This window comes from Alphaproteobacteria bacterium (genome assembly GCA_025210155.1).
In the GTDB taxonomy this organism is placed as follows: Bacteria; Pseudomonadota; Alphaproteobacteria; order Rs-D84; family CASDRH01; genus JAOASE01.
Genome location: JAOASE010000006.1, coordinates 217,708 through 243,962, shown reverse-complemented (window position 1 = coordinate 243,962; position 26,255 = coordinate 217,708). Strand labels below are relative to the sequence as shown.

The following is a 26,255-nucleotide window of genomic DNA, read 5'->3' as shown; positions in this document are numbered from 1 at the left end:
GGGTAGAGCAGCCCGGTAGCTCGTCAGGCTCATAACCTGAAGGTCGTTGGTTCAAATCCAGCCCCCGCAACCAAATACAAGCCTTTGATTTTTCAAAGGTTTTTTATTTGCAAAATCACATTGGAAATCGACGCCCAAAACACCAGTTCCACATCAGTTCCTCAAAAGTTAAGCTTTAGAGTAGTATTATTAATAATAATAAACCAAAAAATAAGTTGCATAACAATTAAACCATGTTTAAAATAAGAGCAATATTAATTAATATTTTTATTATGGAACGATTAAATTTAAATTCAAGAGTTAACAAAAACTCTAAAGTAAACGCCTTAAATCCTGGCAAAACCGAAAACAATGTCGCACCACTTGAATGCATGGCATGCATGTGTGATGATGATGAAAGAACATCTCAGGATTTAAAAAAAGATATAGCTCAAATATATTCTAGAGCTATATAAAAGACAGAACGGGAAATTTTTAAATTTTCCGTTCTTCTAATATTTAAACCACAATATGATTTTGTTTTAAATAAGAAATGGATTTATCTAAATACTCTCTGAAAGATTTTTTTTCAATCCAAAATTCATATAATTTTTCTGCAGGCTTTTCTAAACAAGCATATCTAGAACCTTTAAACCAACCTTTTTTTACATTTTTATTTGGAATATCATTAAAGAGTTTCATAATAATAGAATCTCTAAGCATGAAAACCGTAGTTATTTCAGCAAAACCCCAAACATCCCAAGCACTAGCGACTTCCTCCTTACTATAAAACTCTCTAACACACTTAAAAGAATGAGAAAGCAATAATTCATAAGCTATAGAATACAACTTTTTACTAGATTTATTTTTAATACTTATGTTTATTGTGGTAAAATCATCCCAAGCTGGTGTTATCAAGCATAAAGAAATTCTGCATTTGTACTCACACAATTCCTTATTTGTAATTTCTAAAATTCTATTTTCAAAATCAGATGAAACCTTAGACCAACTATCAGCCATTTCTTCTTCTATATTAGAATATAAATTATACTTTTCGATAGCCTTATACTCTGAATCAATATAATTTTCTATATTTTTCTTAGCATTTAATTCATCATTAATAACAGCTCCGACTAGATGAAAAGGCAATCCATACTGAACAACTCTTCCAGACCAACCTCCAGGATCTTGATTTCTAAAAAAATTATAAATATTATTTCTATCTTCTTCTTGAGATCTATAAAAAGTCAACTTAGATTTCACCATCGTATACCTCCACTCCAATAAAGGTTATAAAACATAACCTTAAATATCAATAAAAAAAAGCCGATTCAATTGAATCAGCTTTAATAAAATTAGAATGCTTCTTTTAAAAGTTTTTCCAAAGAGTGCTTAGAATGAATACAAAAAGTTTTATCAACTTTTAACCTACCTCCAAACAACACCTCTGATTGCTCCGGACAACCACCTCCACAAATAGAAATAGCCGAACATTCCAAACATTCCTTTTTATTAACAGTAAGATTGCCACGCCACTCTCTATACAAATCACTCGCAAAAATATCTTCAAAAGTATTTTGATTTATATTTCCACAAATTTCTTTAGCTTTAGACCATACAGATTGACAAACAATAACATCCCCATTAGGCTTAATTGATAATTGCCCCCCTCCTACAGCGGCACAATCATTAAACTTAAATTTTTTTTCATCATAAAAGGCATTTATCTTCCTTAAAATTCTACCCTCTCTAATGCCAGCATCTGAAAGCTTTTCATGAGAAGTAAATAAAAATTCACTAACTTTTTCATAATACCCCTTCCATTCATCATTTTTATTGTTATAACGTAATAAGTTATAACCAATACCAGGAACTCCCAAACTTATAATCCAATCTAAGATCCCTTCATTATCTAAAAAAGAATGCGACAAAGTTATAGAAAGCGATAATTTAACACCTGCCTTTTTAAGTCTTTCAAGATTACTAATAACAATATTATAAGACCCTAATTCTGAAGAATTTAAAACCCTATTTTTATCATTAATTTCTTTTGGTCCATCAAGAGATACACCAACAATAACACCCCTATCCTTAAAAAAAGCAATTTGCTTATCAGAAATTTTCACAGCATTTGTAACAACTATAATTTTAAATTCCAAATCCTTAAAACCTTCTGAAATCTCACAAACCTTTTCTATAGAAGAAAAATTCAAAGTTGGCTCTCCTCCATAAAAAACAATAGAACCTTTTTTCTTTTTATTTTTACGAAGATGATCTGCAAATTTATTAATACTATTCTCAATAGTCTTTACAGACATAGATTCTTTCCGAACCTCACTAAAATTTTCTGTTAAAGTACAATACTTACAAGATAGATTACAAATACTTGTAGATATTAAATACAAAATTGAAACATCCTCGCCAACATTATTTTCCACATAAGTTTTTAAGTTTTTCAAAACAATCTGATCCACCTCTTTAGAAGAAACTAAAATGCCAACATTTAACAATTCCTCAACATCATCATCTGAGAAAGAAGAAAAATCTCCATTAAAAAGATTTATCTTTTCATTCTCAGTCATAACAATAGGCTGAAACAAAATGCTATTAAAAACAGCAAACTTACTTTCTCTAACACAAATAGCATGTGCAAATCTAGACTTTTCCATAAATTATATTTTATATTTTACCAAATTTAACAATTAACTAATTATAAATTATATCAAAAAAACTAAATATCAATAAAAAAACACCCCAACAAAAGAGTGTTTTTCAATTTTAAAAGAACTTTTTCCTAAAAAGTACTTCTAACACCAAAAGATAGTGTTTGAGTTTTCAAACTATCAACTGTTAACTCAGTTCCATCATTAGCATCAAACGAAGTTTCAAACACATGTTTAAAAGTATAATCCGCAAACAATGAACTATTTTCTGAAATCTGAGTCGAAACACCTGCCTTTAATTGAACATGTGGAGCTATATCAGTTTCACTTCCGCCAGCATCACTACCTTTAACTTGAGTAATTCCGGCACCTGCACCAACATACGGAGTCCAATCTCTACCAGCCTTTACAAAATCATAATAGGCATTTCCTGATAAAGAAATCATTTGAACATCCATTTCAACACCAGCACCATATTTATCTTTTGTTTCAAAATCAGAATAAGAAATTTCAAATTCATTCCTTATATTATTAGCCCCTTTATAACCAATCGCCGCATTCAAAGAAATATTATCATCTCCCTTCATTTTAGCAGAACCAACACCCTCAACATCTATATCATAATCTGATAATGTTGAAAAACCAATCGAACCCGAAATATAAGATTTACTTTCTTCCGCCATAGCAGAATTTAAATTAGAAACTACAGCTAAAACCGCCACAGCCGACACAATTATTTTTTTCATTCTAAACTCCTTTCTTTTCTATTTGAAATGAAAAAGTCCGCAAAATGAAAGCGGACTGGGAGTTAGTAACTGCATAAGAACAGCGCGGGCTTTTAGCTTACGCTTGGACATAACCCTGCCTCCCAGTCCATATGGACAAAAGAGGCAGTTTTTTGTTTTCGATCTAATCCTTTCGGACTACTGCTTAGACCGTCTTATGATGGGTTACTACGCCCAATCAAGCATATCACTTGATATGAATTTAGTATAATTTATTCCTAAATACATATCAAGAGGAAAATAATCTCCTTGTTTTTTAAAAAACATAGGCGTAAAGTTTTTATATAAAAATATATGGAGAAACAATATGGAAAAAAACATTTTAATTCTTGGTAATAACCTAGGAAATATAGAAAGCAAAAAAACACAGGATGAAGATTCTATATTAGGAGCTGATATATTAATAATAAACACTCTTATACATAATAAAATTAACATTGAAAATATTTTTGATTTTCTTAACCCGTCAAGACAAGAAGAAGTTAATGAACTTTTGAAAGAAGGTAAAAATATTTTTATATTAATGGGCTCTACAACCTCAAAGCCAAAGTCAACAAAAACAATTTCTCTAAAAAATAAAAAAGAAGATCACCTATTTATTGAAAATAATATAGATGAATGCTTGTTCGACTTTTTTTCGAAAGGTGAAGGATATGGATTTTTCAACACAATTTACACAAAAGATAACGTAAAAAACGTTCTATTAAAATCAAAAATAGGAAATAACATCTATTCTTGGTATCAAAAACAAGGAAAATCTCACATAGTTTTTTTACCGCAAATTGTTATAAATAAAGATTTTCCATATAGCATAGGTGAAAATGCTAAAAAATTTAAAGAAAAAATTATAAAAATAGATAACTTTCTTTGCTCTCAATCAGAACAAATAAAAAAACCTGATTGGTTTAATGAAAAAGATTATATGTTTAATAAAGAATTTGAAAATAAAAATAAAATTTCTAAAAATACAGAAAAAATAAAAGATTTAAAAGATGAAAATAAAAATCTTGCAAAAGATATAAAGGACTTAGAAGAATATAAATTACTATTATACGGAACAGGTATTCCGCTAGAAAAAGCAGTAATAAAAGCCCTTAAAACATTAGGATTAGAAGCTGAAAACAAAGAAATTGGTCTTCAAGAAATAGATCAAATAATAACCGCCTCTAATGATAAAAGATATGTAGGAGAAACTGAAGGCACAAACAACTGCATAAAAACAAAAAAATTAAGACAATTAACCGATAAAGTAGGAGCAGATATTGAAGAGCAAGAAAAGAAAGATAAAACAATATATGCAACAGGGATACTGTTCGGGAATGCTTTCAAAAACAAAAAACCATCAGAAATAAGTGAGGAATGTTTTTCTCCACATGCAAAAAATCATGCCGAAAGATTTAAAGAAATACTCTTTTCAACAAAAGAATTATTTAAAGCTGTTAAATATTCGATTGAAAATCCAAAGGAAAATTACCCAAAGTATTTTAATACAGAACTAGATAATTTTATAGGAAAAGAATTTAAATTCACACCTCCAAAAAAATAAGCTCCCAAATTAGGAGCTTATATTTCTTGCAAGAAAAAAGCCATTTAATCTAAAATTAGATTACTAGAATGAGATTTAAGCCAACCAAAAAATTCAGCAGTTGGATATAAAATTACAGAACCAAGCTTTACAAATGGTATTCGATGCCTTTTAGTACATCTCCAGTGGTTTAAAGTTTTTACTTTAACACCCAATATTCTAGCAACTTCTTTTTGACTTAAATATTTTTTGTCGTTCATGCTTTTCACCCCCTTTCGAAAGTTTCATACTTTGCACCATCGCATCGTATAAAACAAATATAAGAAGTTGAAAACAATAAATCAAATGAAGTAATTTTTCCACGCTAGCGAAAAAAAATTATTTAATATATTCTATTTTCCAAGTTGAACAATAACTCAACACCGTTTCATATTTTATATTTTTTTCTATATCGAGGTTTTCACTTAACAAATAATTAGTAGCATTCTTAGCCTCTACTTTTAAACTATCATCTAACTTCAACCACTGTTCATATAACTCTTTTTTATAAGATCTTTTTTTGCTATTAGTTTTTTCAGCCCCTTTTCTTCTTTTAGCCTTATATTCCTCTCTAACAGAACTATCTATATAATTAATACAATATAAGGTATATATGCTATTAGAATTAGTTATTCTATCAACTAAGTATAATAAATTTTTTCTCTTAACTTTTGTTGAATTCTTATAAATATATAATTGTAAATGCTGAATTGAAGAGTTTATTATAGTAGACTCTACTGAAAGTTTCCCAAAAGACAATCCCTTATCAACAAGAATAAATAGAAACACCACATCTATAAATCGTCTTTTTATATATCTACCACTTTTAAACTTAATTTTTCTTTTAAAAAGTTTTTTAACATCATAAAAATGATCGGATTCAGGCAAATATTTTTTAATTAATGATAAAATTTCTTTTAAATCATTCTTTAAGACATCCATCCCTTGAAAAGGGGTATCAAAATAAAACATACTTTTTGCAAAATAAATATGGCTATACATATAAGGAATTTCTATTCCATTTGAATTAATTTTTTTCAAATCAATAATAACATCTAATAGATCTATTATTTTTTCTATATTAAAATCATTTATTGAATTAATAAATTCTTTAATTTCTTCATTATTTTTAAAATTAAATTCCATAAAATATTACCTCTTTTATTCTCATAAACTAACATAAATTTTTATAATACGAAATAAATAGATATCAACACCTTAATTTATTTAATAAATAATTAATTAAAATTAAAAATAAATTAAATAAAAAATAAAATTAATTATTCCATAAATAGATATAAATTATATTTATTCATCCCTATCTACAATTTCTAAAATAAATTTTAGAAAAATAAACCATACGTATAAGGTATTCAAACCTAAAGAAGTATAGTATCCATGATATACTCTATTTCTAATATTCCAACCATCCTTACAAAAAATATAATATAATGCCTCACTCCACTCTTCACCAATTATCTCATCTATCTTAGATCTAAACTCCTTGTCAGGATGTAATAAATGATTTAAATCATACTCCTCAACAACACTACCATTAATTTTATAAAAAAGCTCATCTTTTTCTTTCAATTCATTTCTTAAAAATCTCTCGATCTCAGCAGGAATTAAATATAAAATAGTAATTTCATCCCTATCAACAACAGCTTCTAATGCTTTTAAAACTACATCCTTTCTATCTAGATCGATAGATGAAATAGGATTAATTATCCCTCTTATAGAGATAGAAAACAATTCTTCTTTATATTTCCTAACTAATTCCTTCAAAAGAACATCTAATAAACAGCTTATTCTAGCTATATACGAATTATAATTTACAGAAAATTTATTTTTCTCTCCTGAAATAGTATTATCATCTCCAATATAACGAATTGTTAAAAGGTTATATAAAGCAGGTTTAACAGTGTTTTTAAAAGATTTTTTACAAAATAAATCAAGTCCTAAAATTATATATTTAATATTCTCCTTAAGATCATAAGATGTTTTTAAATGCATATCTCTAATAATACTATCTATCTCAGATTTTTTAATTGAAATTTCACCCTCTCTCTCAAAAAAAGACATTTTTATTTTTCTCAATCTTCTATTTAAAATATTAATTATATTTTGAATTTTTTTCTTTTGAGGCTCCTTTATATTTTTTGCCTTTTTATATTTTTTATAAAGAGATATTAATTCTACAATAGAATAACTTTTAAGGTTATTATCATTCGATGCCTTATAAATAGTATAACTTTTTTTAATTTCAATTTTTAGTTCATCTATATTTTGACTACTCATCTTTATCAACCTTATAACTCAACATTTTACTTATTGCATTTTCCATGCTATCGCGAATAGGATCATCATACAATCTTGCATAAATTTGCGTCGAATCCATACTTTTATGTCCCAATGACTTTCCAATAATAGATAAACTAGCTCCAGTAATCGCTTGATAACTTCCCAATGTTCTTCTCAAATCATGAATTCTCAAGTTTTCAATCCCAGCTCTTTTTAAAATTCGAGACCACGCCTTTTTAGGATCTTTAAAATACCCCTCTTTAGAAGATTTACTAGGAAACACCCATTCAGACTCTCTCTTTCTAAATCTATCTTTCAAAATTTCAACAGCATAAGTTATCAAAGAAACATCTTGAAAATCTCCATTCTTAGTCTCAGGAATCCTCCAAATATTTCTATCAAAGTCTATCTCTTCCCATCTCATAGCTAAAACATTTGTTTTTCTAGCTCCAGTAAATAAAAGAATTTTAAAATAGTCCTTAGCAACATCACTCTCTTCCATCTCCAAACTTTCAAAAAAAGCTTTTATCTCATTAGGCATTATAAACCTATCCCTCTTCTTCTCTCTATACTTCTTAATTCCATTAGAAGGATTTGTTTTTGCATATTCCCACTCAATCGCTTTATTATACATAGCTCTAATTCTCTCAAGCATTCTATTTGCTTGATAAAGCCCATTATCAGCTCTAATATCCTCATGCAACTTTCTAATCTCAGGAGTTGTTATTTTAGATAACTTCCTATGAAACCAATGAGAAAGAAACTTAGGAATCTCTCTTTCATCATATTCCCAAGATTTTTTATAAACTTTAGAATACCTTCTCATGTACTCTTCAAAAAACTGACCCAAAGTATACTCTTCCCTTGAAGCTCTTTTTATATCATTAGGGTTCATACCTTTAGCAATCATAGAACGAATTTTAATAAATTCATCTCTAGCATTTTGAACAGATAAATCAGGAAAATTTCCAATAATAATTTTTTCATCTTTACCTTCTATTCTTTTTCTCAAAAAGAAAGTTTTAACTCCATTAGAAGTTACATATAAAGATAAGCCCTTTTCCCCTGTATCTTTATAAACATCTCTACCCTTTTCAGGAATGAATAAGTTTTCAAGATTTTTCTTAGTAAAATTTATTTCTTTATTGCTCATCTTTTTTTATCTTCTTTATTATTTTATCAAAATCTGAATTTATTTTTTGTGTTTTATTAAACTCTTCATATTCTGAAAATGCTTTATTCTCTGCTTGTTTCTTAGATACACTTCCTCTTCCATCTAAAATCTTAAACTCATTAAATTCTAAAAATCTATTCACTGACTCAGAAAATTCTTTCATATCAAAAGTCTTACCTCTCTCTATAATACCCTCAACATAATCAAAAAAACTAGACACAGTTCTTTCTAGTTGTTTTATTTCTTTTTCATTTAAATAATTTTTAGCAACATCAACATCTGACTTCAAAATTCTTCCATTGGGAGAGTTTTTCCAAGTAGTTAAACCCATATTTTTTTTATTTTTATCAGCCTCATTATAAATAAGTTCACTAGCCGTCTTTCCATGTATTGCATAATGGAATTTATTTTGCACAGTAGCATAAAAATTTCTAGTTGTTTGAGATTTAGGATCATAATCGATAGAACATTCTGCAAAAATATCAGTTATTTGTTGATAAATTCTTCTTTCACTAGCCCTAATAGATCTAATTCTATCCAAAAGTTCTTTAAAATAGTCTTTTCCAAAAACTTTAGAATTTCCTTTTAACCTATCATCATCAAGAACAAAACCTTTTATAATAAACTCCCTTAAAGTATTCGTAGCCCAAATACGAAAAGAAACAGCTCTCTTAGAATTCACTCTATATCCAACTGATATAATCATATCTAAGTTGTAAAAATCAACATTTCTCTTAACTTCTCGATTTCCCTCAAGTTGAACTATTCCAATTTTTCGAATAGTTGAATTCTCATATAATTCTTCAGAATTAAAAATTTCCTTAACATGATAGTTTATTGTATTAACCTCAACATCAAAAAGCTCAGACATCTGCTTTTGAGTAAGCCATACTGTTTCTCCATCCAACCTAACATCAATTTTAACATTTGAATTAACATCATTATATAATATAAATTTTTCCATATCTATTTACCTTTCAATATTTATAAAAATATCATATCTATTTATAAATATTTTTTCAAGAATAAAATTCAAACAAAATAAAAACAAGTTCCGCAATAGTTCCGCAATTAACAACAATTTAAATAAAATAACATCAATTTATAAAAATAAAAATCCAAAGAAAAACCGCAGAAAATAAAGAAAAAACAACAAATATCAACAAATAACAATTAATTGAAAATTTACCTCATAACCTGAAGGTCGTTGGTTCAAATCCAGCCCCCGCAACCAAATATAAAAATATGTCCTTAATGGGCATTTTTTTATTTCAAAAACCCTCTATATAACTATTTCACTTGACAAAATAATTTCAAACAAATAACATTTTATTAGAAACCAATAAAATATAAAGATATGAAGAAAATAGTTTTTATTATTATTTGCGTTATGATTTGCTCTACTAAAGTGAGTGGACAAGAAACCGATTCAAAAAATAATATTGAAAAAAATGACTTAATCCAGAATCACAAAATTGCATTGTTGCAACTTTACAAATTACAGAAAAAACGTGGTTTTGAAAAAGATATCGACTCAATAGGATCGTATTTACACCTTGAACATTTTAGCATAACCGAAATAAAAGAAAAAAACGAAGCTCTTAAGGAAAAAATAGAAAAAGAGCAAAAAATTCTAAAAGCTCAGAATGCTCAAAGAAAAATTGATGAGTGGAGTCAAAAACTAGAAGATGAAGATGATCTTGAAAAAATAGTAAAATTTGCCGCAATAATCAAAAAAACCGGAGCAAATATATCCATAACAGATAATATAATTATCTGTTCTGAAAATGGAAATGAACATGTCATTTTATTTTCTGAAAAAGACAAAGAAACATTTGTCACATATTCAGAAAATAAATAAAAAATAAAAAGGCCCTATTGGGGCCCTTTTGTTTTTAACAAACTATGAAAGTTCTCTTAATAATTTTTCAACATGACCAGTAGCTCTAACATTCTTCCAAGCTTTCAAAAGAATCCCATTCTCATCTATTAAAAATGTAGATCTCTTCACACCTTGAACAATTTTACCATACAAATTCTTCTCTCCATAAGCATCAAAAGATTTCATAATTTTCAAATCCTTATCAGATAAAAGGGGGAAATTTAAAACATGCTTTTCTTTAAACTTAATATGAGAATCTAAATCATCAGGACTAACTCCAACAACCTTAATACCATCCAAAGACAACAATCTATTCAAATTATCCCTAAAATCACACGCCTGTTTAGTACATCCAGGCGTATCATCCGCAGGATAAAAATATAACAAAACTTTATTCCCTTTAAAATCAGATAGTGAAAACTTTTTCTCCCTACCCTTCTCGTCAATTCCTAACAACGTAAAATCTTTAACTTTTTTACCAATTTCTAACATCAAAACCTCCTTTGATAAAACCATTCAATAAAAAAATTATAACTCATAAATAACTAAAAAATCCAATCAAAATATATTTTAACTAAATTAAAAATCTCTATAAGTTAATGGATATTTCAAATATAAACCTTCTAAAGTCTTACAGCGAGATAAAGCAACATATGTCTGCCCCTTTTCAAAAGCACCTCTACCAAGATCTACAACAACTCTATCCATAGTTTTACCTTGAGCCTTATGAATAGTAACAGCCCAAGCAAGCATCAAAGGAAATTGAACAAATCTACCAACAACTTCTTCATCTATATGCTCAGTCTCTTCATTATAATTATAAGAAACATGCTCCCAAATTTCCTTTTCCACACGTCTAACTTTTCCATTAACTTCCACAACAATAGAATCACTTTCTATAGCAAGAACAACCCCTGTACTTCCATTAACCCATCTCTTAGAAGGATCATTTTTAACAAACATAATCAAAGCACCTTCCTTAAGAACTAATTTCTCTGGAGCTGGAAATGCTGCCTTCATTCTATCTGCATCACCACTCGTTTCTGCAGCAAATTCTATTTCTTCCGCATCTAAATTTCTCAACTGAATATTATTAATATCATCAGCACTTTTTCTATAAGGTGTAAGTGTTATAACATCCTCTAAATCAACAGCACCGCCAAGATTAGATAAAGCTCTCGAATTTAAAACTTCCATACTCTCTCTCGAAACCTTACCATCCCTAACCTCATTTAAAATATTCACAAATTTTTGATCTGCTTGCCTAAACACCTGTTGAAAATCAACCTTCTTAAACATCGCTTTTTCATAAGCCTCAGAATCTCTAAAAAATCTACCTTTATAAACTTGTAATAAAGGATCTCCTCTTTGAACTATAGGAGGTAACTGCTTCATATCACCAACTACTAAAACCTTAGCCCCACCAAAAGGCTGTCCAGGTAACTTACCATTCAACCTCATAAAAGTTTCTATAGCATCAAACAAATCAGGTCTAACCATAGAAATTTCATCTATAATCAACAGATCAATCTTCTCATAAATTTTTCTAGAAGCATCTGATTTAATATGCTTAACCTGTTTCCTATCATCCTTATCTATAAAACCTATTTTAAATTTAAAGAATGAATGTATTGTAGAACCTTTTATATTAACAGCAGCGCCACCTGTAGGAGCTACCACAACAACATTACCATCGTAATTATTTTTAACATACTTCACAAAAGTTGTTTTTCCTGTACCAGCCTTACCTTCAACAAAAAGATTATTAGGGGTATTATTCAAAATCCCCAAAGCTTGTTCAAATTCATTATTTATAACCAAATCACCTAAATTATTTGCAACCATTACATATCCTAAAATCTATTTATATCTCGATCTGAAATATAAAACAAAAAGCGAACATTTTCAAGAAAAATATTGAAAAACTGAGATTTTAGTTATAAACTTCATATATTAAAAATGAGGATAAAAAATGAACGAACTATTCCAGGGAAGCTCAAAAAAGCCATTAGCGGAAAGTCTTAGACCAAACAAAGTAGAAGATCTTGTTGGGCAAGAAGAGCTATTAGGTTCTAACGGTTTCATAACACATATGCTAAAAAGCAACAATCTCCAATCACTTCTTTTTTGGGGACCTCCAGGATGTGGAAAAACAACATTAGCAAGAGCCATAGCTAATTCAGCAGATATGGAATTCATAGCTCTATCAGCCGTATTTTCAGGAACGGCAGAAGTTAAAAAAGTTATGGAACAGGCAAAATCTAATAAATCCATGGGAAGAGAAACTCTTTTATTCATAGATGAAATACATAGATTTAATAAAACACAACAAGACACCCTTTTACCATTCCTAGAAGATGGAACCGTAATATTTATTGGAGCAACAACTGAAAATCCATCATTTTCATTAAATAACGCCCTTCTTTCGAGATGTCATTTATGCGTTTTAAAAGAATTATCCAAAGATGATTTAAAAGAACTAATTAAAAGGGCTGAGAAAAAATTAGATAAAAAGCTTCCACTTGAAAATGATGCATACGACACTCTAGCATCCCTAGCAAACGGGGACGCTAGATTCACTTTAAATCAGGTAGAATTTCTATCTCATATCAAGCCTAAAAACCCGTTGAATCGAGAAGAATTAATAAAACAGATTCAAAAGAAAGCTCCTCTAGGAGACAAAGCTGGAGATGAGCATTACAACATAATATCAGCAGTTCACAAATCTCTAAGATCCTCTGATGTTAATGCAGCTTTATACTGGACTGGCAGAATGATAACTAGCGGACAAGATCCAAAATATCTATTCAGAAGATTAACAACTTTCGCAACCGAAGATATTGGATTAGCTGATCCAAATGCAATAACCCAAGCCATATCATGCTGGCAAGCATATGAAAGATTAGGAGATAAAGAAGGAACTATGTGTTTAACTCAATTAGTTATTTACTTAGCAAACGCCCCTAAATCAAATGCAAATTATGTTGCTAGAAACGAACTACTAGTCGAAACAAAAAGAAGTAATAACACAGTACCTCCTAAAAACATTCTAAACTCCCCAACAAAAATGATGGCTGATTTAGGATATGGTGAAAATTATAAATACGATCACGACTACCCTCATGCCTTTTCAGGACAAAACTGCTGGCCAGAAAACTTCAAACCAATAGAATTCTATAGACCAAACGACAGGGGTTTTGAAAAAGATATTATTAAAAGAATGAATTTTTGGAAGAGCTTAAAAGAAAAAATCAACAAACTTAAACGATAATCTCATTCAAAAAATATTTTAATACTTGAAATGGTAGTTTTTCACACCTAATATATAATAAAGTAACAAAACGAAGGATTTTAGTCATGTCTATTGAAAAACACGAACCAGTAATAAAAGTTAAAGGCGAAACTATCATAGTTCAAGTAGGGGAAATAATTCACCCTATGAGTGAAGCTCATTTAATAGAATGGGTTGAGCTAGAAGCTGATGGAAAGATTGAAAGAAAAAATCTTAAGCCTAACGACCAACCTATAGTAGAATTTAAAATTCCAGCAGGAACTAAAACTATTATAGCTAGAGAACACTGCAACCTACACGGCACATGGGAAAGCAAAAAAGAATTATAATACAAAAAGCTCCTTCTAAGGAGCTTTATATTTTTTTATAAAAATCATGTTTATAAGTACTTATTATAAACCACTTGATTACCACCATTATTTTTAGCAACCTTCATTGCTCTAACAGAAGATTTAATCAGTTCAGAAACATCTTCTCCAGAATTTGGATGACAAGCAACTCCTATTGAGAATGATAAGTCTGCAATTTTATCTCCAAACAAATCCTTTTCACATAAATCCACAAATATTGCATTAATCATTTTCTCTAGTTGAGGCTGAGAATGTTTGCTTGAAATTACTAAACCAAAATTATCATCTTTAAGCCTTGCAACATAGTCAATTTTAGAAGAATTCTTTCTAAGTACATCTGCGACAGAACAAAGAACCTTATCCCCCTCTATCAGCCCATACTTTTCATTAAACTCAGAAAATCTATCTACATTCAAAACAAGAAGTGACAAATCTGCTTCACCCTCTTTAGCTCTCAACAAAGTTCTTTCCATAAATTCAGAAAATGCATGAACATTATAAGCGCTAGTCAAACTATCCCTAAGAGGATTATATTCCACCCCTTCTCTATGGAAAAAATTAGATATTGACGATAAAACTCCAACATAATATTTGCCATATTCTCTCTCATCTTTTATCTCAAGAAATCTAGCATCAAAATGAACCACTCCACCAGATTTTTTTCTACCAACTATTTTATTATGCCAGTAACCAGTTCTAATCAATTCATCTAAAAATTTTTCATAAGCATTTATACCATTACCATCTGGAAAACCAGAAAATAAAAATGAAATATTTTTCCTTAGAACACTTTCTAAATTATAACCTATCGTTTCATAAAAAGAAGGATTAACAGAAACTATCTTACCAACCTGATCTAAAATTATCATAGGCTCAGAAGCAATTTCAAAAACTTTTTCAAACATTGCTGGAACATCTTTATCATTTAATGGTAAATTATGAGGAAACAAGAATTCTTTTTGCATAACATTTCTCCCTTGCTTTTTCTTAAGCTCTCAAATAAGATTATACTATAATTCCAACTAAGAGTAAAGGCATTTTATGAGCAACACACTTCTTATAAATACGGTTATAAATAAGCCATCAATATCATATTTAACAAAAAATAGCAGTGAAAATACTGATCTATTTTTAGATAGTGGAAAAGATCAAATAGGCAAAATTTTACCACTATCAATAGAGGCTGCAAAAAATAAAGATATTAAAAATATATCATGTATAATTGGACCAGGATCATTTACTTCTATAAGAATCGGACTATCTCTAGCCAAAGGAATTTCCGTTGCTAAAAACATACCTTTAAAATCACTAACAACATTCGAATACATGTTAAACACAACAGAAATAAAAAATTGTGATTACATTTTATGCGCTATAGATTCAGGAAAGAAAAACAATTATTTCATTCAACTTTTTTCAAAAGAAAAAAATCCCATTACAAATACCTATGAATATACCTTCGATGAAATAGAAAACTTATTACAACAATACGAAAACACAATAATCCTAAGTAATGTTGAATTGAATCTAAGCAATCAAAACATTCAAATATGGAATCAAAAAAATATCAACATAAACTTGCTTAATGATTTCTTAAATAAACAAAAAAACATAAAACCTGTTGAATTAAAAGCCCTATACATAAGACCTCACTATGCAATTAAAAAAACATAAAACAAAAAAAGCTCAAATAGATTGGGAAATTATCGTAAACAAAAGAATAGTAGGAACTCTAAGTTTCCTAAATATAGATAATTTTTACGAAATATTATATATAGAAGTTGAAAATCCATTCAGAAAAAAAGGATATGGACAAATTCTTATCAAAGAACTTATAATCAGTGCAAAAGAAAAAAACAAAAAAGAAATTTTTTTAGAAGTTTCTTCAAATAATATTCCAGCAATAAACTTATATAAAAAATATAATTTCAAAGAATATTCCACAAGAAAAAAATATTATAAAGACGGTAGTGATGCTATCATGATGAAATTAGAATTTCAATAATGGCGTACCCGGAAGGACTCGAACCCTCAACCTTTTGATCCGTAGTCAAACGCTCTATCCAATTGAGCTACGGGTACACACTTAAGAATTAAAAGAACTATACACAACCTTTTAAAAAAAATCAACAAAATAAAAAACCTCTCAATATGAGAGGTTTTAAAATATTAACTTATAGAAAAATTATTTTTCTATAGCTTCTTTAAGAATAGCTGTTTGTTCTTCAATAGTATCAGCAGTCATACCACCCATAACATTGAAACCACAATCAACGTGATGAATTTCACCAGTAACACCCGAAGATAAATCTGACATCATATACATACCAGCTTTAGCAACATCATCAAGAACAATATTTCGTCTTAATGGAGCGTTTAATTCATTTAATTTAAGCATCAATCTAAATCCAGAAATACCCATGGCAGCTAATGTTTTAATTGGACCTGCAGAAATAGCATTTACTCTAATTCCTTTTAGACCTAAATTAGCAGCTAAGTATTTAGTAGACATATCAAGAGCTGCTTTGGCAACGCCCATAACATTATAGTTATCAACTACTTTTTCTCCACCATAATAAGTTAATGTCAGGCAAGAACCACCATCGACCATTAATTTAGAAGCTCTTTTACAAACATCAATATAAGAGAAACATGAAACGTCCATAGTGTTTTTAAAGTTTTCTCTTGTAGTATTAACAAAACCAAATTTATTATCTAATTCTTCTTTGTTAGAGAAACCAATCGCATGAAGAACAGCATCTAACTTACCCCATTTCTTTTCAATTTCTGCAAATAAAATATCCATTTCTTCATCATTTTGCACATCACCTGGCATAACAATTTCAGAACCTAATTTTTCAGCAAGAGGTTTAACTCTTTTTTCAGTAAATGGTAAATATGTACAAGCAATATCTGCTCCTTGCTCTCTTAATTGCTCAGCAATAGCCCAAGCCATTGACTTATCATTAGCAATACCCATAATAAGAACTTTTTTACCTTGCATAAGTTTTTCCATAGTAATAACTCCTTTGTGTTTATTTAAAACTTGAGGGGATTATTACACTTCAATACAAAAAAATCAAGAAAAAAAGAAATCCCCTATCTATTGATAGAGGATTAATTATTCTATAAAATACAAATGATTAAACGTTTTTAAGGTTTACTGCATATGTTTTACCTTTACCTGTTTCCAAGTCAAAAGAAACTTCTTGGTTTTCTTTTAAAGTTTGCATACCAGAATCTCTAACAGCACTAATATGAACAAAAACATCGTTTTCACCTTCTACAGCTATAAATCCAAAACCTTTAGTTTCATTAAACCATTTTACTTTTCCATTACTCATTTTAATATTTCCTTATATGTAATGTTAATTTAGATCAAAAAGCCACCTTTCAAATACAAAGAAAGAAAGCAAAACATAAAAGTAAATGTTTCTTTAAGTAGATAGAAAAAAACTTCTTAACAATTTAAAAGGATTATAAATTATTATTTTCAAAAAATCTAGCAAATAAAAAGGTGCTCAATCGAACACCTTCAAAATATATAAAATTTAATGTTTAAAAAACGAAATTAAATTGCATTATGGAAAACATTTTGCACATCATCATTTTCTTCAATCTTTTCTATAAACGCAGCTAATTTTTCATGACCTTCATCGTCTAATTCCACTGTCATTTTAGGCATCCAAGCTGGAGCACATTTCTCAGGATCCACGCCCTTAAACTTTTCTTCCAAAGCTTTAAAAACATTATGTAGTTCATTAACTTCACAAGTAATAATATACATACCTTCTTCCTCTTCCATATTTTCAGCACCTGCTTCAACAACAGCTTCAAACATAGTATCAAAATCAGCTATATCATTTTTATATATAATAAGACCTTGTCTTTCAAAATTAAATGCAACAGAACCCTCAGAGCCTAAATTACCACCATTTTTACCAAAAATAGCTCTTATTTCTGAGAAAGTTCTATTCTTATTATCTGTTAAAGTTTCTACCATTATAGCCACTTGATTTGGACCATAACCTTCATAAGTTATAGAATCATCACCACCACCAGCAGCAGATGCTTTATCAATAGCTCTTTTAATATTATCATTTGGCATAGATAATTTTTTCGCAGCCGCAACAGCCAATCTTAATCTTGGATTAAAATCTGGGTTAGAATCTCCTAATTTTGCAGCAATTGTAATTTCCTTTGCTAACTTAGTAAAAAGATTTCCTCTTTTTTTATCTTGAGCACCTTTTCTATGTTGTATATTTGCCCACTTACTATGTCCTGCCATATCAGTTCCTTTCTTATATTTTCTGCACTTTCTTCTCTTTACAATGAAGAAATCATATTCTATAATATCTCTTGCAAAGGAGTATAGACTAATGATTGGTAAAATTCAAGGAATAATAGATAGCGTTTACACAGATCACGCAATAATAATGACATCAGGCGGAGTTGGTTATAGAATCTTCTTCAATTCAAGGGCATTATCTACAATGCAAAAAGGAGAAACTCTATCTGTATTTACTGAAACAAATGTAAAAGAAGACCATATTCATCTATTTGGATTTATGAATGACGAAGAAAAAGTTTGGTTTCAACTTTTAACATCAGTTCAAGGTGTTGGGCCTAAAGCCGGCATGGCAATTCTGTCAGCGCTAACACCATCGGAACTTTATACTGCAATTTCATCTCAAGATAAAGCCATGGTAGGAAGAGCAAATGGAATCGGTCCTAAAATAGCAGCTAGAATACTTCTTGAATTAGAGAAAAAATTAAGCAAAATACCTGCTTCAGTATCTGTTGATAATTTCTCTTTAACAAGCGATGCTCAAACTGAACAAATAATTGCTAATGAAAAAATAGTTGCAAGAGATGAGGCTATCTCAGCACTTGTTAACTTAGGCTACAACAGAAACTCTGCATATAATGCAATAGCACAAATATTAAAAGAAGAACCAAATGTCAAAACATCTGATCTAATCAGAATGGCACTAAAAATGATGGATAAATTTTAAAAAGGAGCTGTAATGAAAACATTTATAAAAGAAAATAAAAAAATAATATCAGCTGCAATATTATCTTTGGGACTTATCTCTTCAGGGGCTATATTAGGAAAAAACATTTATAAAAGTCAATTTTATAGAACTGTAAGAGTTAAAGGACTATCTGAAAAAATAGTAAATGCAGATTTAGCCATCTGGGAAATTAACGTTGAAGAAATTGGTAACAACATTATAGATCAACAAAGCAAAGTTGAAAATAATATAAAAATAATTAGAGACTATCTAACTACTAATGGTATTAAATCTGAAGATATTAAAAATCAAAGGATAAAAATAGAAGATAAAGAAAGTAACTATTACAGTGGTGAAAATCCAATTAAAAATAGATACATAATATCTGGTGGAATTATAGTTAAAAGTAACGATGTTAATCTTATCGATAAAATCTCTAGAAAAAATGGAGAATTAATAAAAAAAGGTATTAAAATAAAAACATATGAAGGTCCTAAATATATATTTACAAAACTAAACGATATAAAGGTAAATATGATTGAAGAAGCCACTAAAAACGCAAAAAAATCAGCTGAAGAATTTGCCAAAAATACAGATGACAAAATAGGTGGTATAAAAACTGCCAACCAAGGTGTTTTTTCAATAAAAGGAACTAACGATGAAAACGAATGGGAAGTTCAATACGAAATTGAAAAAAAGGTAAGAGTTGTTTCTACAATAACTTATTGGCTTAAATAAAATAAGGAATAAAAATGAAAAATCTACTACAAATATTCGATGAAAAACTAAAAAATATTTTAACAATCCTAAACTTTTCTTTTGAAGAAAAAAAAGACGTTGTTAAAAATTCTGACAGACCAGATCTTTCAGATTTTCAATGCAATGAAGCTCTAAGACTTGCAAAACAAGAAGGTAAAAACCCAAGGGAAATTGCCCAACAAATAGCTGAAAAATTAAAAGACGATAAAGATATAGAATCTATCTCCATAGATGGACCCGGATTTATAAATATAAAAGTCTCTCCTGAACTTTTAACAAAACAATTAGACCAAATCTCCAATGATAAAAAGTTAGGATTTTCAAAGGAAAAAAATTACAAACTAGTAATAGATTTCTCATCACCAAACATAGCAAAACCACTTCATGTTGGACACCTGCGTTCTGTTATAGGAGAATCTCTAAAAAGAATAATGAGATTTGCAGGCGATGAAATAATTGGAGATAACCATCTTGGCGACTGGGGAAAGCCATATGGATTAACAATTGCTCTATTAAAAGACAAAGAAGCAAACCTTCCTTACTTCGATGAAAATTTCAATGGGAAATATCCTGAGGAATGCCCTGTTACAATTAAAGACCTTGAAGAGTTATACCCTGCGGCCTCAACTAGATCTAAGGAAGATGAAGAATTTAATAATATCGCTTTAGAAATAACTAGAGATATGCAATATGGACACAAAGGTTACAGAGCTCTTTTAAAGCACTTTAGAAATATAACTATAGAAGATTTGAAAACTACTTACAAAGATTTAGACATATCTTTCGATACTTGGTATGGAGAAAGTTTCTATAATGATATGGCTATAGATATGATTAAAGATTTAGAATCTAAAGGATTTCTAAAGCTAGATAACGGTGCCAAAATCATAGAACTAAAAACAGATGAAGATAAAAAAGAAATGCCTCCAATCATAATGGAAAAATCTGGTGGTGGAATAATGTATGGTTCTACAGATATGGCAGGCGTTAAATTCAGATTAGAAGATGAAAAAGCTGACGGATTTTTAATCCTTACAGACAATAGACAGGGCATTCACTTTGAACAAGTGTTTAGAGCTTCTGAAAAAATTGGACTATTAAAACCAGAAAACATATATGAACACATTGCCTTCGGAACTGTGAATGGAAAAGACGGAAAACCATTCAAAACTCGTGATGGCGGAACAATGAAATTAAAAGATCTTATACAAGAAACTAAAGATAAAGTTCTTGAACTTTTAAAAGATAGAGATACCAAAGGCGAAGATAAAAATGAACTAGCTAGAAAAATAGGTATGTCTGCTTTAAAATTTGCAGATATGAGTAACGATATTAAATCAGGATACGTATTTGACCTAGATAAATTTATTTCATTTGAGGGTAAAACTGGACCATACATACTATATTCTTATGTTCGTCTAAATTCTATACTTAATAAAATAAAAAACATAGATTCAACTGGAAAATTACAAGATTTTACAAACAAATCAGAAAGAGATTTAATGCTTCATATGACAAAAGCTCCTGAAGCAGTTACTAAAGCTTATAACTCTAGAAGCCCTCATCACTTATGCGAATTCATATATGAACTTTGCCAAAAATTCAGCAAATTCTATAGTGAATGCCATATCACAAACGAAACGGATGAAAAGTTAAAATCTCATAGAATCGCAATTCTTAAAATAGTTAAAAAAGAAATCGAAACTATTGGTAACTTAATTGGATTAGAATTTGTAAAGGTAATGTAAATTATGGGCATCATCAAAAAATTAAGCGAAGGACTTGTTAACAGAATTGCAGCTGGTGAAGTTGTAGAAAAACCAGCTTCTGTTATCAAAGAACTCGTTGAAAATTCTATTGATGCAAACGCAACAGAAATCACAGTTATAACCAAAGATGGTGGAAAAACATACATATCAATAACCGATAACGGAAAGGGTATGTCTAAAGAAGATTTAGAATTATCTATTGAAAGACATGCAACATCAAAACTTCCAAACGACGATCTATTTGACATCCACACTTTTGGATTTAGAGGAGAAGCCCTTGCATCAATCTCATCTGTTGCAAAAGTACGAATCTCTACAAATAATAAAAAAGAAAGTTGGGAATTAAATATAGAAGGTGGAAAAAACAAAACCATAAAACCTTCTGCTATAACACAAGGAACAAAAATAGAAGTTTCTGATTTATTTTTTGCGACACCAGCTAGATTAAAATTCTTAAAAACTGATAGAAGTGAAAATTCTGCCATAATAGAAACCTTACAAAGGTTAGCAATTTCACATCCCAATGTATCAATAAACTATAACAATAAAATAAAGTTCCTAAATACAAATAAAGAGAATAAAGAAGAATCCCTAAAGGAAAGATTAAAACAAATTTTAGGAAATGAATTTGAAGAATCTTCAATCCCCGTTAACATAGAAAAACATGGTTTAAAAATAACTGGATTTATATGTAAACCAACTTATAACAAAGCAAATTCTCTATATCAATATCTATTCGTAAATGACAGACCCGTAAAAGATAAACTACTTCTTGCTGGAGTAAGAGCGGGATATATGGACGTATTAGAAAGAGGAAGATTTCCAGTGCTTGCTCTGTTTATAGAAATAGATCCAACTGAAGTCGATGTCAATGTTCACCCTGCAAAAACTGAAGTTAGATTTAGAGATGCAAATCTTGTAAAAAATATACTTGTCTCTAGCATAAGACAAATAATTGCCGAAGAAGAGGCCAATGCAACTTCTTCTGATATACGTAGCTATTTACAAAAACAAGTAGAAAGCTCAAATTCTGAAATAAATACTGTTAAAAATATAAATAGTGAAAACCATAATTTTTCACAATTAAGCGGAGATTTTAAAAGAATATCATCTCCACTAACAAATCATTCATTTAAAAAATCTTTTTCTATGCCAAACTCTGTTCAAGAAAGCTCTTTCAATAACTTCAATCAAAATAATGAAACAAACATATCCGAAGAAGAATCTTTCCCTTTAGGAACTGCCATGGGAAATATTTGCAACAATTACATTATATCGAAAACATCTGAAGAACTTTTAGTAATAGACCAACACGCTTGCCATGAAAGAATAGTCTATGAGAAATTAAAAAAAGAAATGTTAAACAGGGAGATTAAAAGACAACCTCTTCTAATACCAGAAGTAATATCTTTACCTCAAACTCAGTTAGAAAGTCTCCTAGATCAAAAAGATGAACTATACAAATTAGGTTTACTAATTGAAAAATTTGGAACCAATGAAATTGCAGTTCAAGAGACTCCTGCAATATTAGGAGATTTCAATATAACAAAAACCATAAAAGATTTAGCTGAAGAAGCTGAAGAATTTTCAAGAACCGAATCTCTTGAAGACAAGCTAAATCACTTCATAAAAACATATGCTTGCCATACATCCATAAGAGCCGGCAAAAAACTTTCTCTAGAAGAAATGAATTCTTTACTAAGACAAATGGAAGACACTCCTAATTCTGGTCAATGCAATCACGGAAGACCAACCTTTGTAAAACTTTCTCTAAACGATCTAGAAAAACTATTCGGAAGAAAATAAGTAAGATTAAAAAAGTTTATCAAAACTAGTATTAATCTGTTTACGTTTTACAGCAAGCAAGAACTTTAGTTCGCAAGCGGCGGAAAATAAGTAGATTTCAAAAACAACTTACATTGAAATCGTTTACGTTTTACCGCAAGTAAGTATGTTTAAAAGAATTTAAAGCTATCAACAACATAACAATAAATATAGAACAAAACCAAAATAAAGTCTTGCAAAATTCTCTAAATAAAATATTATAAATATAAGAGATAATTATTAGTGAGGAGTTATTTTATGTCTAAAAAAATAAATATTTTATTAAGTTTAATTTTATTAACATCATGTTCTTCAAACTCAAATAACGACAAGTACAAAAGACCTTCTTTATTCGTATCAAAAGGAATGAACATATCTATAAAAGACGCTAGAGGACCAGAAGTCCTTACTTCAAAAACACAAACAATAGAAGTAAACAGCAATGAAATAAAAGAACCTAGGGTTCACAAAATATCGTTCATAGATCTAGAAGATAAAAATGAATTCAACAAACCAAGCCCACATATTCACAAAGAAAAAGCAGGATACCCTTATTTTGAAGAAAAAACTCAATTCGAAAAAGATCTTTTAGATAAAACTACAACTGAAGAAAAAAAGTTAGTCAAAACAATATACTTCAAAAATGGATCCGCTAATTTTACAAAATCAGAAAAAGAAGCTATTAGAAAAATAGCTGAAAACTGCAAATCTAAAAACTGCGAAATAGATATTGAAGCTTACTCTTCTTCAACTTCAAATACAAACAATAAAATAGACAGTAAAATAATAAATTTAAGAATGTCTAACAAAAGAGCTAACGAAACTGCAAATCTATTCAAAAAATACGGTATCAACAAAATTGAAACCATTGCCTTTGGAGATTCAAACGAAAACAAAAACTTACCTGAAAAAGAAAATAGAAAAGTAAATATATTTATAACATATTAAAAGGCGAATAAATTGGAAATTAAAAACTTAAAATCAGTAGCTGACTTTGAATGGGATTTCAAATCATTTGATGATGAAAATACTAATAAAATAAAAGAAAAGTTAAATATTCCATTAACTCTTGCCAAAATTCTTGATCAAAAAGGTTTTTCTGAAGAAAATGCTGAATCCTTTTTAAATCCAAAAGTTAAAAATGATTTAAAAGATCCTTTCTCATTCAAAGACATGAAAAAGGCAAGTGACAGAATCATTAAAGCCATTAGAAATAATGAAAAAATCGGAATCTTTGGAGACTATGACGTAGACGGAGCAACATCTTCTAGCCTACTATACAACTATCTTAAAAGTGTTAATCCTGAATTAGATATAGATATTCACATACCCGATAGAGAAAAAGAAGGATATGGACTTAACACTCAAGCAATAGAGAAATTTAAAAAAGATGATAGAAATCTAGTTATATCAGTAGATTGCGGCATAGCATCTCTAAAAGAAGCTGATTTTGCAAAAGAAATCAATGTAGATCTTATAATAATAGATCATCACAACCAAGCCTCTCAACTACCTAACTCTTACGCAACAGTAAACCCCAAAAGAGAAGATAGTGATGGAGATTTCCATTATCTAGCTGCTGTTGGCGTTGTTTTCTTTGTATGTATTGCTATAAACTCAACTCTTAAAAAAGAAAATTACTTCAATGAAAGTAAAATAGAAGAACCTAATCTAATAAATTTATTAGATATAGTTGCTCTAGGAACCGTTTGTGACTCAGTGCCTCTTACTGACTTAAACAGATCTATAGTTTCTACAGGTTTAAAAATCATAGATAAAGAAGAAAATATAGGAATCAAAGCTCTGTCTGAAATATCACAAAGCAAAAAATCTTCTGTATATAGTCTTGGCTTTATCCTTGGTCCTAGAATAAATGCTGGAGGAAGAATTGGTGATTCATCAATAGGTGCAAAACTATTAACATGTACCAATCCAATTATAGCAGAAAACCATGCTAAAAAATTAAATGACTATAATGCTGAAAGAAAAAGCATAGAAGGAAATATATTTGAAGAAGCTATTTCTCAAATAACTCCAGAAATGTTAGAAAAACAATACATATTCGTAAAATCTAAAAATTGGCATAAAGGAATAATTGGTATTGTTGCCAGCAAGATAAAAGAAATGTATAACCTTCCAACATTTATAGCTACTGAAATAAAAGACGGCATCCTTAACGGGTCTGGAAGATCTTCAAAAGATTATAACCTTGGTCAAACTATAATAAATGCAAAAGAAAAAGGAATCCTAAAAGAAGGTGGTGGTCATAAAATGGCAGCCGGCTTCACATTTGAAGAAAAAAATGAAGAAGATTTTAAAAAAGCTATAGAAACAGATATATCAAACTTCCTAGAGAATAAAAATTTCAAAAAAGTAATAAACATATCTAGTATATTAGACATAAAAGCAATAAACATTAAATTGATTGAGCGAATCGAATCACTTTCTCCATTTGGAATCGGAAACCCCGAACCAAAATTTGCAATTTCCAACGCTAGATTAATGAACTTTCAAGCACTAAAAAATGGTGTTGCCAAAGCTATCTTCTCATCTGATAGCGGAGGTAGTATTACAGGCATGATATTCAACTCAACTCCTTGTAAAATAAGAGAAACTTTAGAAAAAAATATAGGTAAAAATTTCCTTGCTATTGGAAAAATTCAAATATCAGAATTTAACGGTAGAAAAACCACTCAAATAATACTAGAAGATTTAGGAATCTTAGACAATTCAAAGACTTAAAAAAGTCATAAAATTCCGAATCAAATTCGAATCGTTTACGAATCAAATTAGAATCGAAATTAAATCCCTAGAGTTTCCTTAGCACACAACTAAAATCAAGAAAAAAACAAAGATAATTTCGAAAAATTTAAGTAAAAAATGGTCAAGTAAAAAATT

General features: G+C 29.3%; 27 protein-coding genes and 1 tRNA gene. 13 read left to right on the top strand and 15 right to left on the bottom strand.

Features of this window, described 5'->3' with window-relative positions; all coding sequences use genetic code 11:
- Positions 1-233 precede the first annotated feature (233 nt).
- A complete protein-coding gene (locus tag N4A44_02840; protein ID MCT4552578.1) occupies positions 234-455 on the top strand; it encodes a hypothetical protein in 222 nt (73 codons plus the stop codon).
- Positions 456-498: 43 nt separating this feature from the next.
- On the opposite strand, the gene N4A44_02835 is transcribed toward N4A44_02840, so the two are convergent.
- The 3 genes from N4A44_02835 to N4A44_02825 all read right to left on the bottom strand — a co-directional run bounded on the left by N4A44_02835 (position 499) and on the right by N4A44_02825 (position 3,388).
- The gene (locus N4A44_02835; GenBank protein MCT4552577.1) at positions 499-1,245 is read right to left on the bottom strand and encodes a hypothetical protein; all 747 of its coding nucleotides are present in this window, start codon (positions 1,243-1,245) and stop codon (positions 499-501) included.
- An 89-nt stretch (positions 1,246-1,334) separates the two neighbouring features.
- On the bottom strand, positions 1,335-2,648 hold the full coding sequence (locus N4A44_02830) for a radical SAM protein (GenBank protein ID MCT4552576.1): 1,314 nt from the start codon (positions 2,646-2,648) through the stop codon (positions 1,335-1,337).
- A gap of 125 nt (positions 2,649-2,773) precedes the next feature.
- On the bottom strand, positions 2,774-3,388 hold the full coding sequence (locus N4A44_02825; GenBank protein ID MCT4552575.1) for a porin family protein: 615 nt from the start codon (positions 3,386-3,388) through the stop codon (positions 2,774-2,776).
- A gap of 346 nt (positions 3,389-3,734) precedes the next feature.
- Here N4A44_02825 and N4A44_02820 point away from each other — a divergent pair, with 346 nt between their 5' ends.
- A complete protein-coding gene (locus tag N4A44_02820; protein MCT4552574.1) occupies positions 3,735-4,973 on the top strand; it encodes a hypothetical protein in 1,239 nt (412 codons plus the stop codon).
- Between the two features lie 44 nt (positions 4,974-5,017).
- Here the strand turns inward: N4A44_02820 and N4A44_02815 are convergent, their stop codons facing one another.
- From N4A44_02815 to N4A44_02795, 5 genes are all read right to left on the bottom strand, one after another.
- Positions 5,018-5,212, bottom strand: coding sequence for a helix-turn-helix domain-containing protein (locus tag N4A44_02815; protein ID MCT4552573.1), 195 nt, complete (start codon positions 5,210-5,212; stop codon positions 5,018-5,020).
- A gap of 118 nt (positions 5,213-5,330) precedes the next feature.
- Positions 5,331-6,137: a hypothetical protein gene (locus tag N4A44_02810; protein MCT4552572.1), complete on the bottom strand. Its 807-nt coding sequence runs from the start codon at positions 6,135-6,137 to the stop codon at positions 5,331-5,333.
- Positions 6,138-6,299: 162 nt separating this feature from the next.
- Entirely contained in the window at positions 6,300-7,289 is a 990-nt protein-coding gene (locus tag N4A44_02805; GenBank protein ID MCT4552571.1) for a DUF4209 domain-containing protein, read from the bottom strand.
- On the bottom strand, positions 7,282-8,445 hold the full coding sequence (locus N4A44_02800) for a site-specific integrase (GenBank protein ID MCT4552570.1): 1,164 nt from the start codon (positions 8,443-8,445) through the stop codon (positions 7,282-7,284). Before N4A44_02800 ends, N4A44_02805 begins: the two co-directional genes overlap by 8 nt.
- Complete coding sequence (locus N4A44_02795) at positions 8,435-9,430, bottom strand: virulence RhuM family protein (GenBank protein MCT4552569.1); 996 nt, start codon at positions 9,428-9,430, stop codon at positions 8,435-8,437. The genes N4A44_02800 and N4A44_02795 overlap by 11 nt, the downstream gene beginning before the upstream one ends.
- A 393-nt stretch (positions 9,431-9,823) precedes the next feature.
- On the opposite strand from N4A44_02795, the gene N4A44_02790 reads away from it, so the two are divergent.
- The gene (locus N4A44_02790) at positions 9,824-10,327 is read left to right on the top strand and encodes a hypothetical protein (protein ID MCT4552568.1); all 504 of its coding nucleotides are present in this window, start codon (positions 9,824-9,826) and stop codon (positions 10,325-10,327) included.
- A gap of 42 nt (positions 10,328-10,369) precedes the next feature.
- Here N4A44_02790 and N4A44_02785 read toward each other — a convergent pair whose 3' ends face one another.
- Together N4A44_02785 and N4A44_02780 are read right to left on the bottom strand one after the other, a co-directional pair.
- Positions 10,370-10,840, bottom strand: a complete 471-nt coding sequence (locus N4A44_02785; protein ID MCT4552567.1) for a peroxiredoxin — start codon at positions 10,838-10,840, stop codon at positions 10,370-10,372.
- Positions 10,841-10,927: 87 nt separating this feature from the next.
- On the bottom strand, positions 10,928-12,193 hold the full coding sequence (locus N4A44_02780) for an AAA family ATPase (protein MCT4552566.1): 1,266 nt from the start codon (positions 12,191-12,193) through the stop codon (positions 10,928-10,930).
- 127 nt (positions 12,194-12,320) lie between these two features.
- Here N4A44_02780 and N4A44_02775 point away from each other — a divergent pair, with 127 nt between their 5' ends.
- Together N4A44_02775 and N4A44_02770 are read left to right on the top strand one after the other, a co-directional pair.
- A complete protein-coding gene (locus N4A44_02775; protein MCT4552565.1) occupies positions 12,321-13,619 on the top strand; it encodes a replication-associated recombination protein A in 1,299 nt (432 codons plus the stop codon).
- Positions 13,620-13,705: 86 nt separating this feature from the next.
- The gene (locus N4A44_02770; GenBank protein ID MCT4552564.1) at positions 13,706-13,969 is read left to right on the top strand and encodes a desulfoferrodoxin family protein; all 264 of its coding nucleotides are present in this window, start codon (positions 13,706-13,708) and stop codon (positions 13,967-13,969) included.
- Between the two features lie 50 nt (positions 13,970-14,019).
- Here N4A44_02770 and N4A44_02765 read toward each other — a convergent pair whose 3' ends face one another.
- Entirely contained in the window at positions 14,020-14,955 is a 936-nt protein-coding gene (locus N4A44_02765) for a sensor domain-containing diguanylate cyclase (GenBank protein ID MCT4552563.1), read from the bottom strand.
- A gap of 76 nt (positions 14,956-15,031) precedes the next feature.
- On the opposite strand from N4A44_02765, the gene N4A44_02760 reads away from it, so the two are divergent.
- Both N4A44_02760 and N4A44_02755 read left to right on the top strand, forming a co-directional pair.
- Positions 15,032-15,664 (top strand): hypothetical protein, encoded by a 633-nt coding sequence (locus N4A44_02760; GenBank protein ID MCT4552562.1) that lies wholly within the window; start codon positions 15,032-15,034, stop codon positions 15,662-15,664.
- On the top strand, positions 15,645-15,995 hold the full coding sequence (locus tag N4A44_02755) for a GNAT family N-acetyltransferase (protein MCT4552561.1): 351 nt from the start codon (positions 15,645-15,647) through the stop codon (positions 15,993-15,995). The genes N4A44_02760 and N4A44_02755 overlap by 20 nt, the downstream gene beginning before the upstream one ends.
- Here N4A44_02755 and N4A44_02750 read toward each other — a convergent pair.
- The 4 genes from N4A44_02750 to N4A44_02735 all read right to left on the bottom strand — a co-directional run bounded on the left by N4A44_02750 (position 15,996) and on the right by N4A44_02735 (position 18,278).
- A tRNA-Arg gene (locus N4A44_02750) sits at positions 15,996-16,072 on the bottom strand.
- Positions 16,073-16,175: 103 nt separating this feature from the next.
- On the bottom strand, positions 16,176-17,006 hold the full coding sequence (locus N4A44_02745) for an enoyl-ACP reductase (protein MCT4552560.1): 831 nt from the start codon (positions 17,004-17,006) through the stop codon (positions 16,176-16,178).
- 127 nt (positions 17,007-17,133) lie between these two features.
- Positions 17,134-17,334, bottom strand: coding sequence for a cold-shock protein (locus tag N4A44_02740; protein ID MCT4552559.1), 201 nt, complete (start codon positions 17,332-17,334; stop codon positions 17,134-17,136).
- Positions 17,335-17,561: 227 nt separating this feature from the next.
- On the bottom strand, positions 17,562-18,278 hold the full coding sequence (locus tag N4A44_02735) for a YebC/PmpR family DNA-binding transcriptional regulator (protein MCT4552558.1): 717 nt from the start codon (positions 18,276-18,278) through the stop codon (positions 17,562-17,564).
- A gap of 91 nt (positions 18,279-18,369) precedes the next feature.
- On the opposite strand from N4A44_02735, the gene ruvA reads away from it, so the two are divergent.
- The 6 genes from ruvA (at position 18,370) to recJ (ending at position 26,099) form a co-directional block, all read left to right on the top strand.
- Positions 18,370-19,005, top strand: a complete 636-nt coding sequence (gene ruvA, locus N4A44_02730) for a Holliday junction branch migration protein RuvA (protein MCT4552557.1) — start codon at positions 18,370-18,372, stop codon at positions 19,003-19,005.
- 12 nt (positions 19,006-19,017) lie between these two features.
- Positions 19,018-19,743 (top strand): SIMPL domain-containing protein, encoded by a 726-nt coding sequence (locus N4A44_02725; protein MCT4552556.1) that lies wholly within the window; start codon positions 19,018-19,020, stop codon positions 19,741-19,743.
- 14 nt (positions 19,744-19,757) lie between these two features.
- On the top strand, positions 19,758-21,512 hold the full coding sequence (gene argS / locus N4A44_02720; protein ID MCT4552555.1) for an arginine--tRNA ligase: 1,755 nt from the start codon (positions 19,758-19,760) through the stop codon (positions 21,510-21,512).
- Between the two features lie 3 nt (positions 21,513-21,515).
- On the top strand, positions 21,516-23,339 hold the full coding sequence (mutL, locus tag N4A44_02715) for a DNA mismatch repair endonuclease MutL (GenBank protein ID MCT4552554.1): 1,824 nt from the start codon (positions 21,516-21,518) through the stop codon (positions 23,337-23,339).
- A 276-nt stretch (positions 23,340-23,615) separates the two neighbouring features.
- Positions 23,616-24,305, top strand: coding sequence for an OmpA family protein (locus tag N4A44_02710; GenBank protein MCT4552553.1), 690 nt, complete (start codon positions 23,616-23,618; stop codon positions 24,303-24,305).
- Between the two features lie 12 nt (positions 24,306-24,317).
- Positions 24,318-26,099, top strand: a complete 1,782-nt coding sequence (gene recJ, locus N4A44_02705) for a single-stranded-DNA-specific exonuclease RecJ (protein ID MCT4552552.1) — start codon at positions 24,318-24,320, stop codon at positions 26,097-26,099.
- Positions 26,100-26,255: the final 156 nt, after the last annotated feature.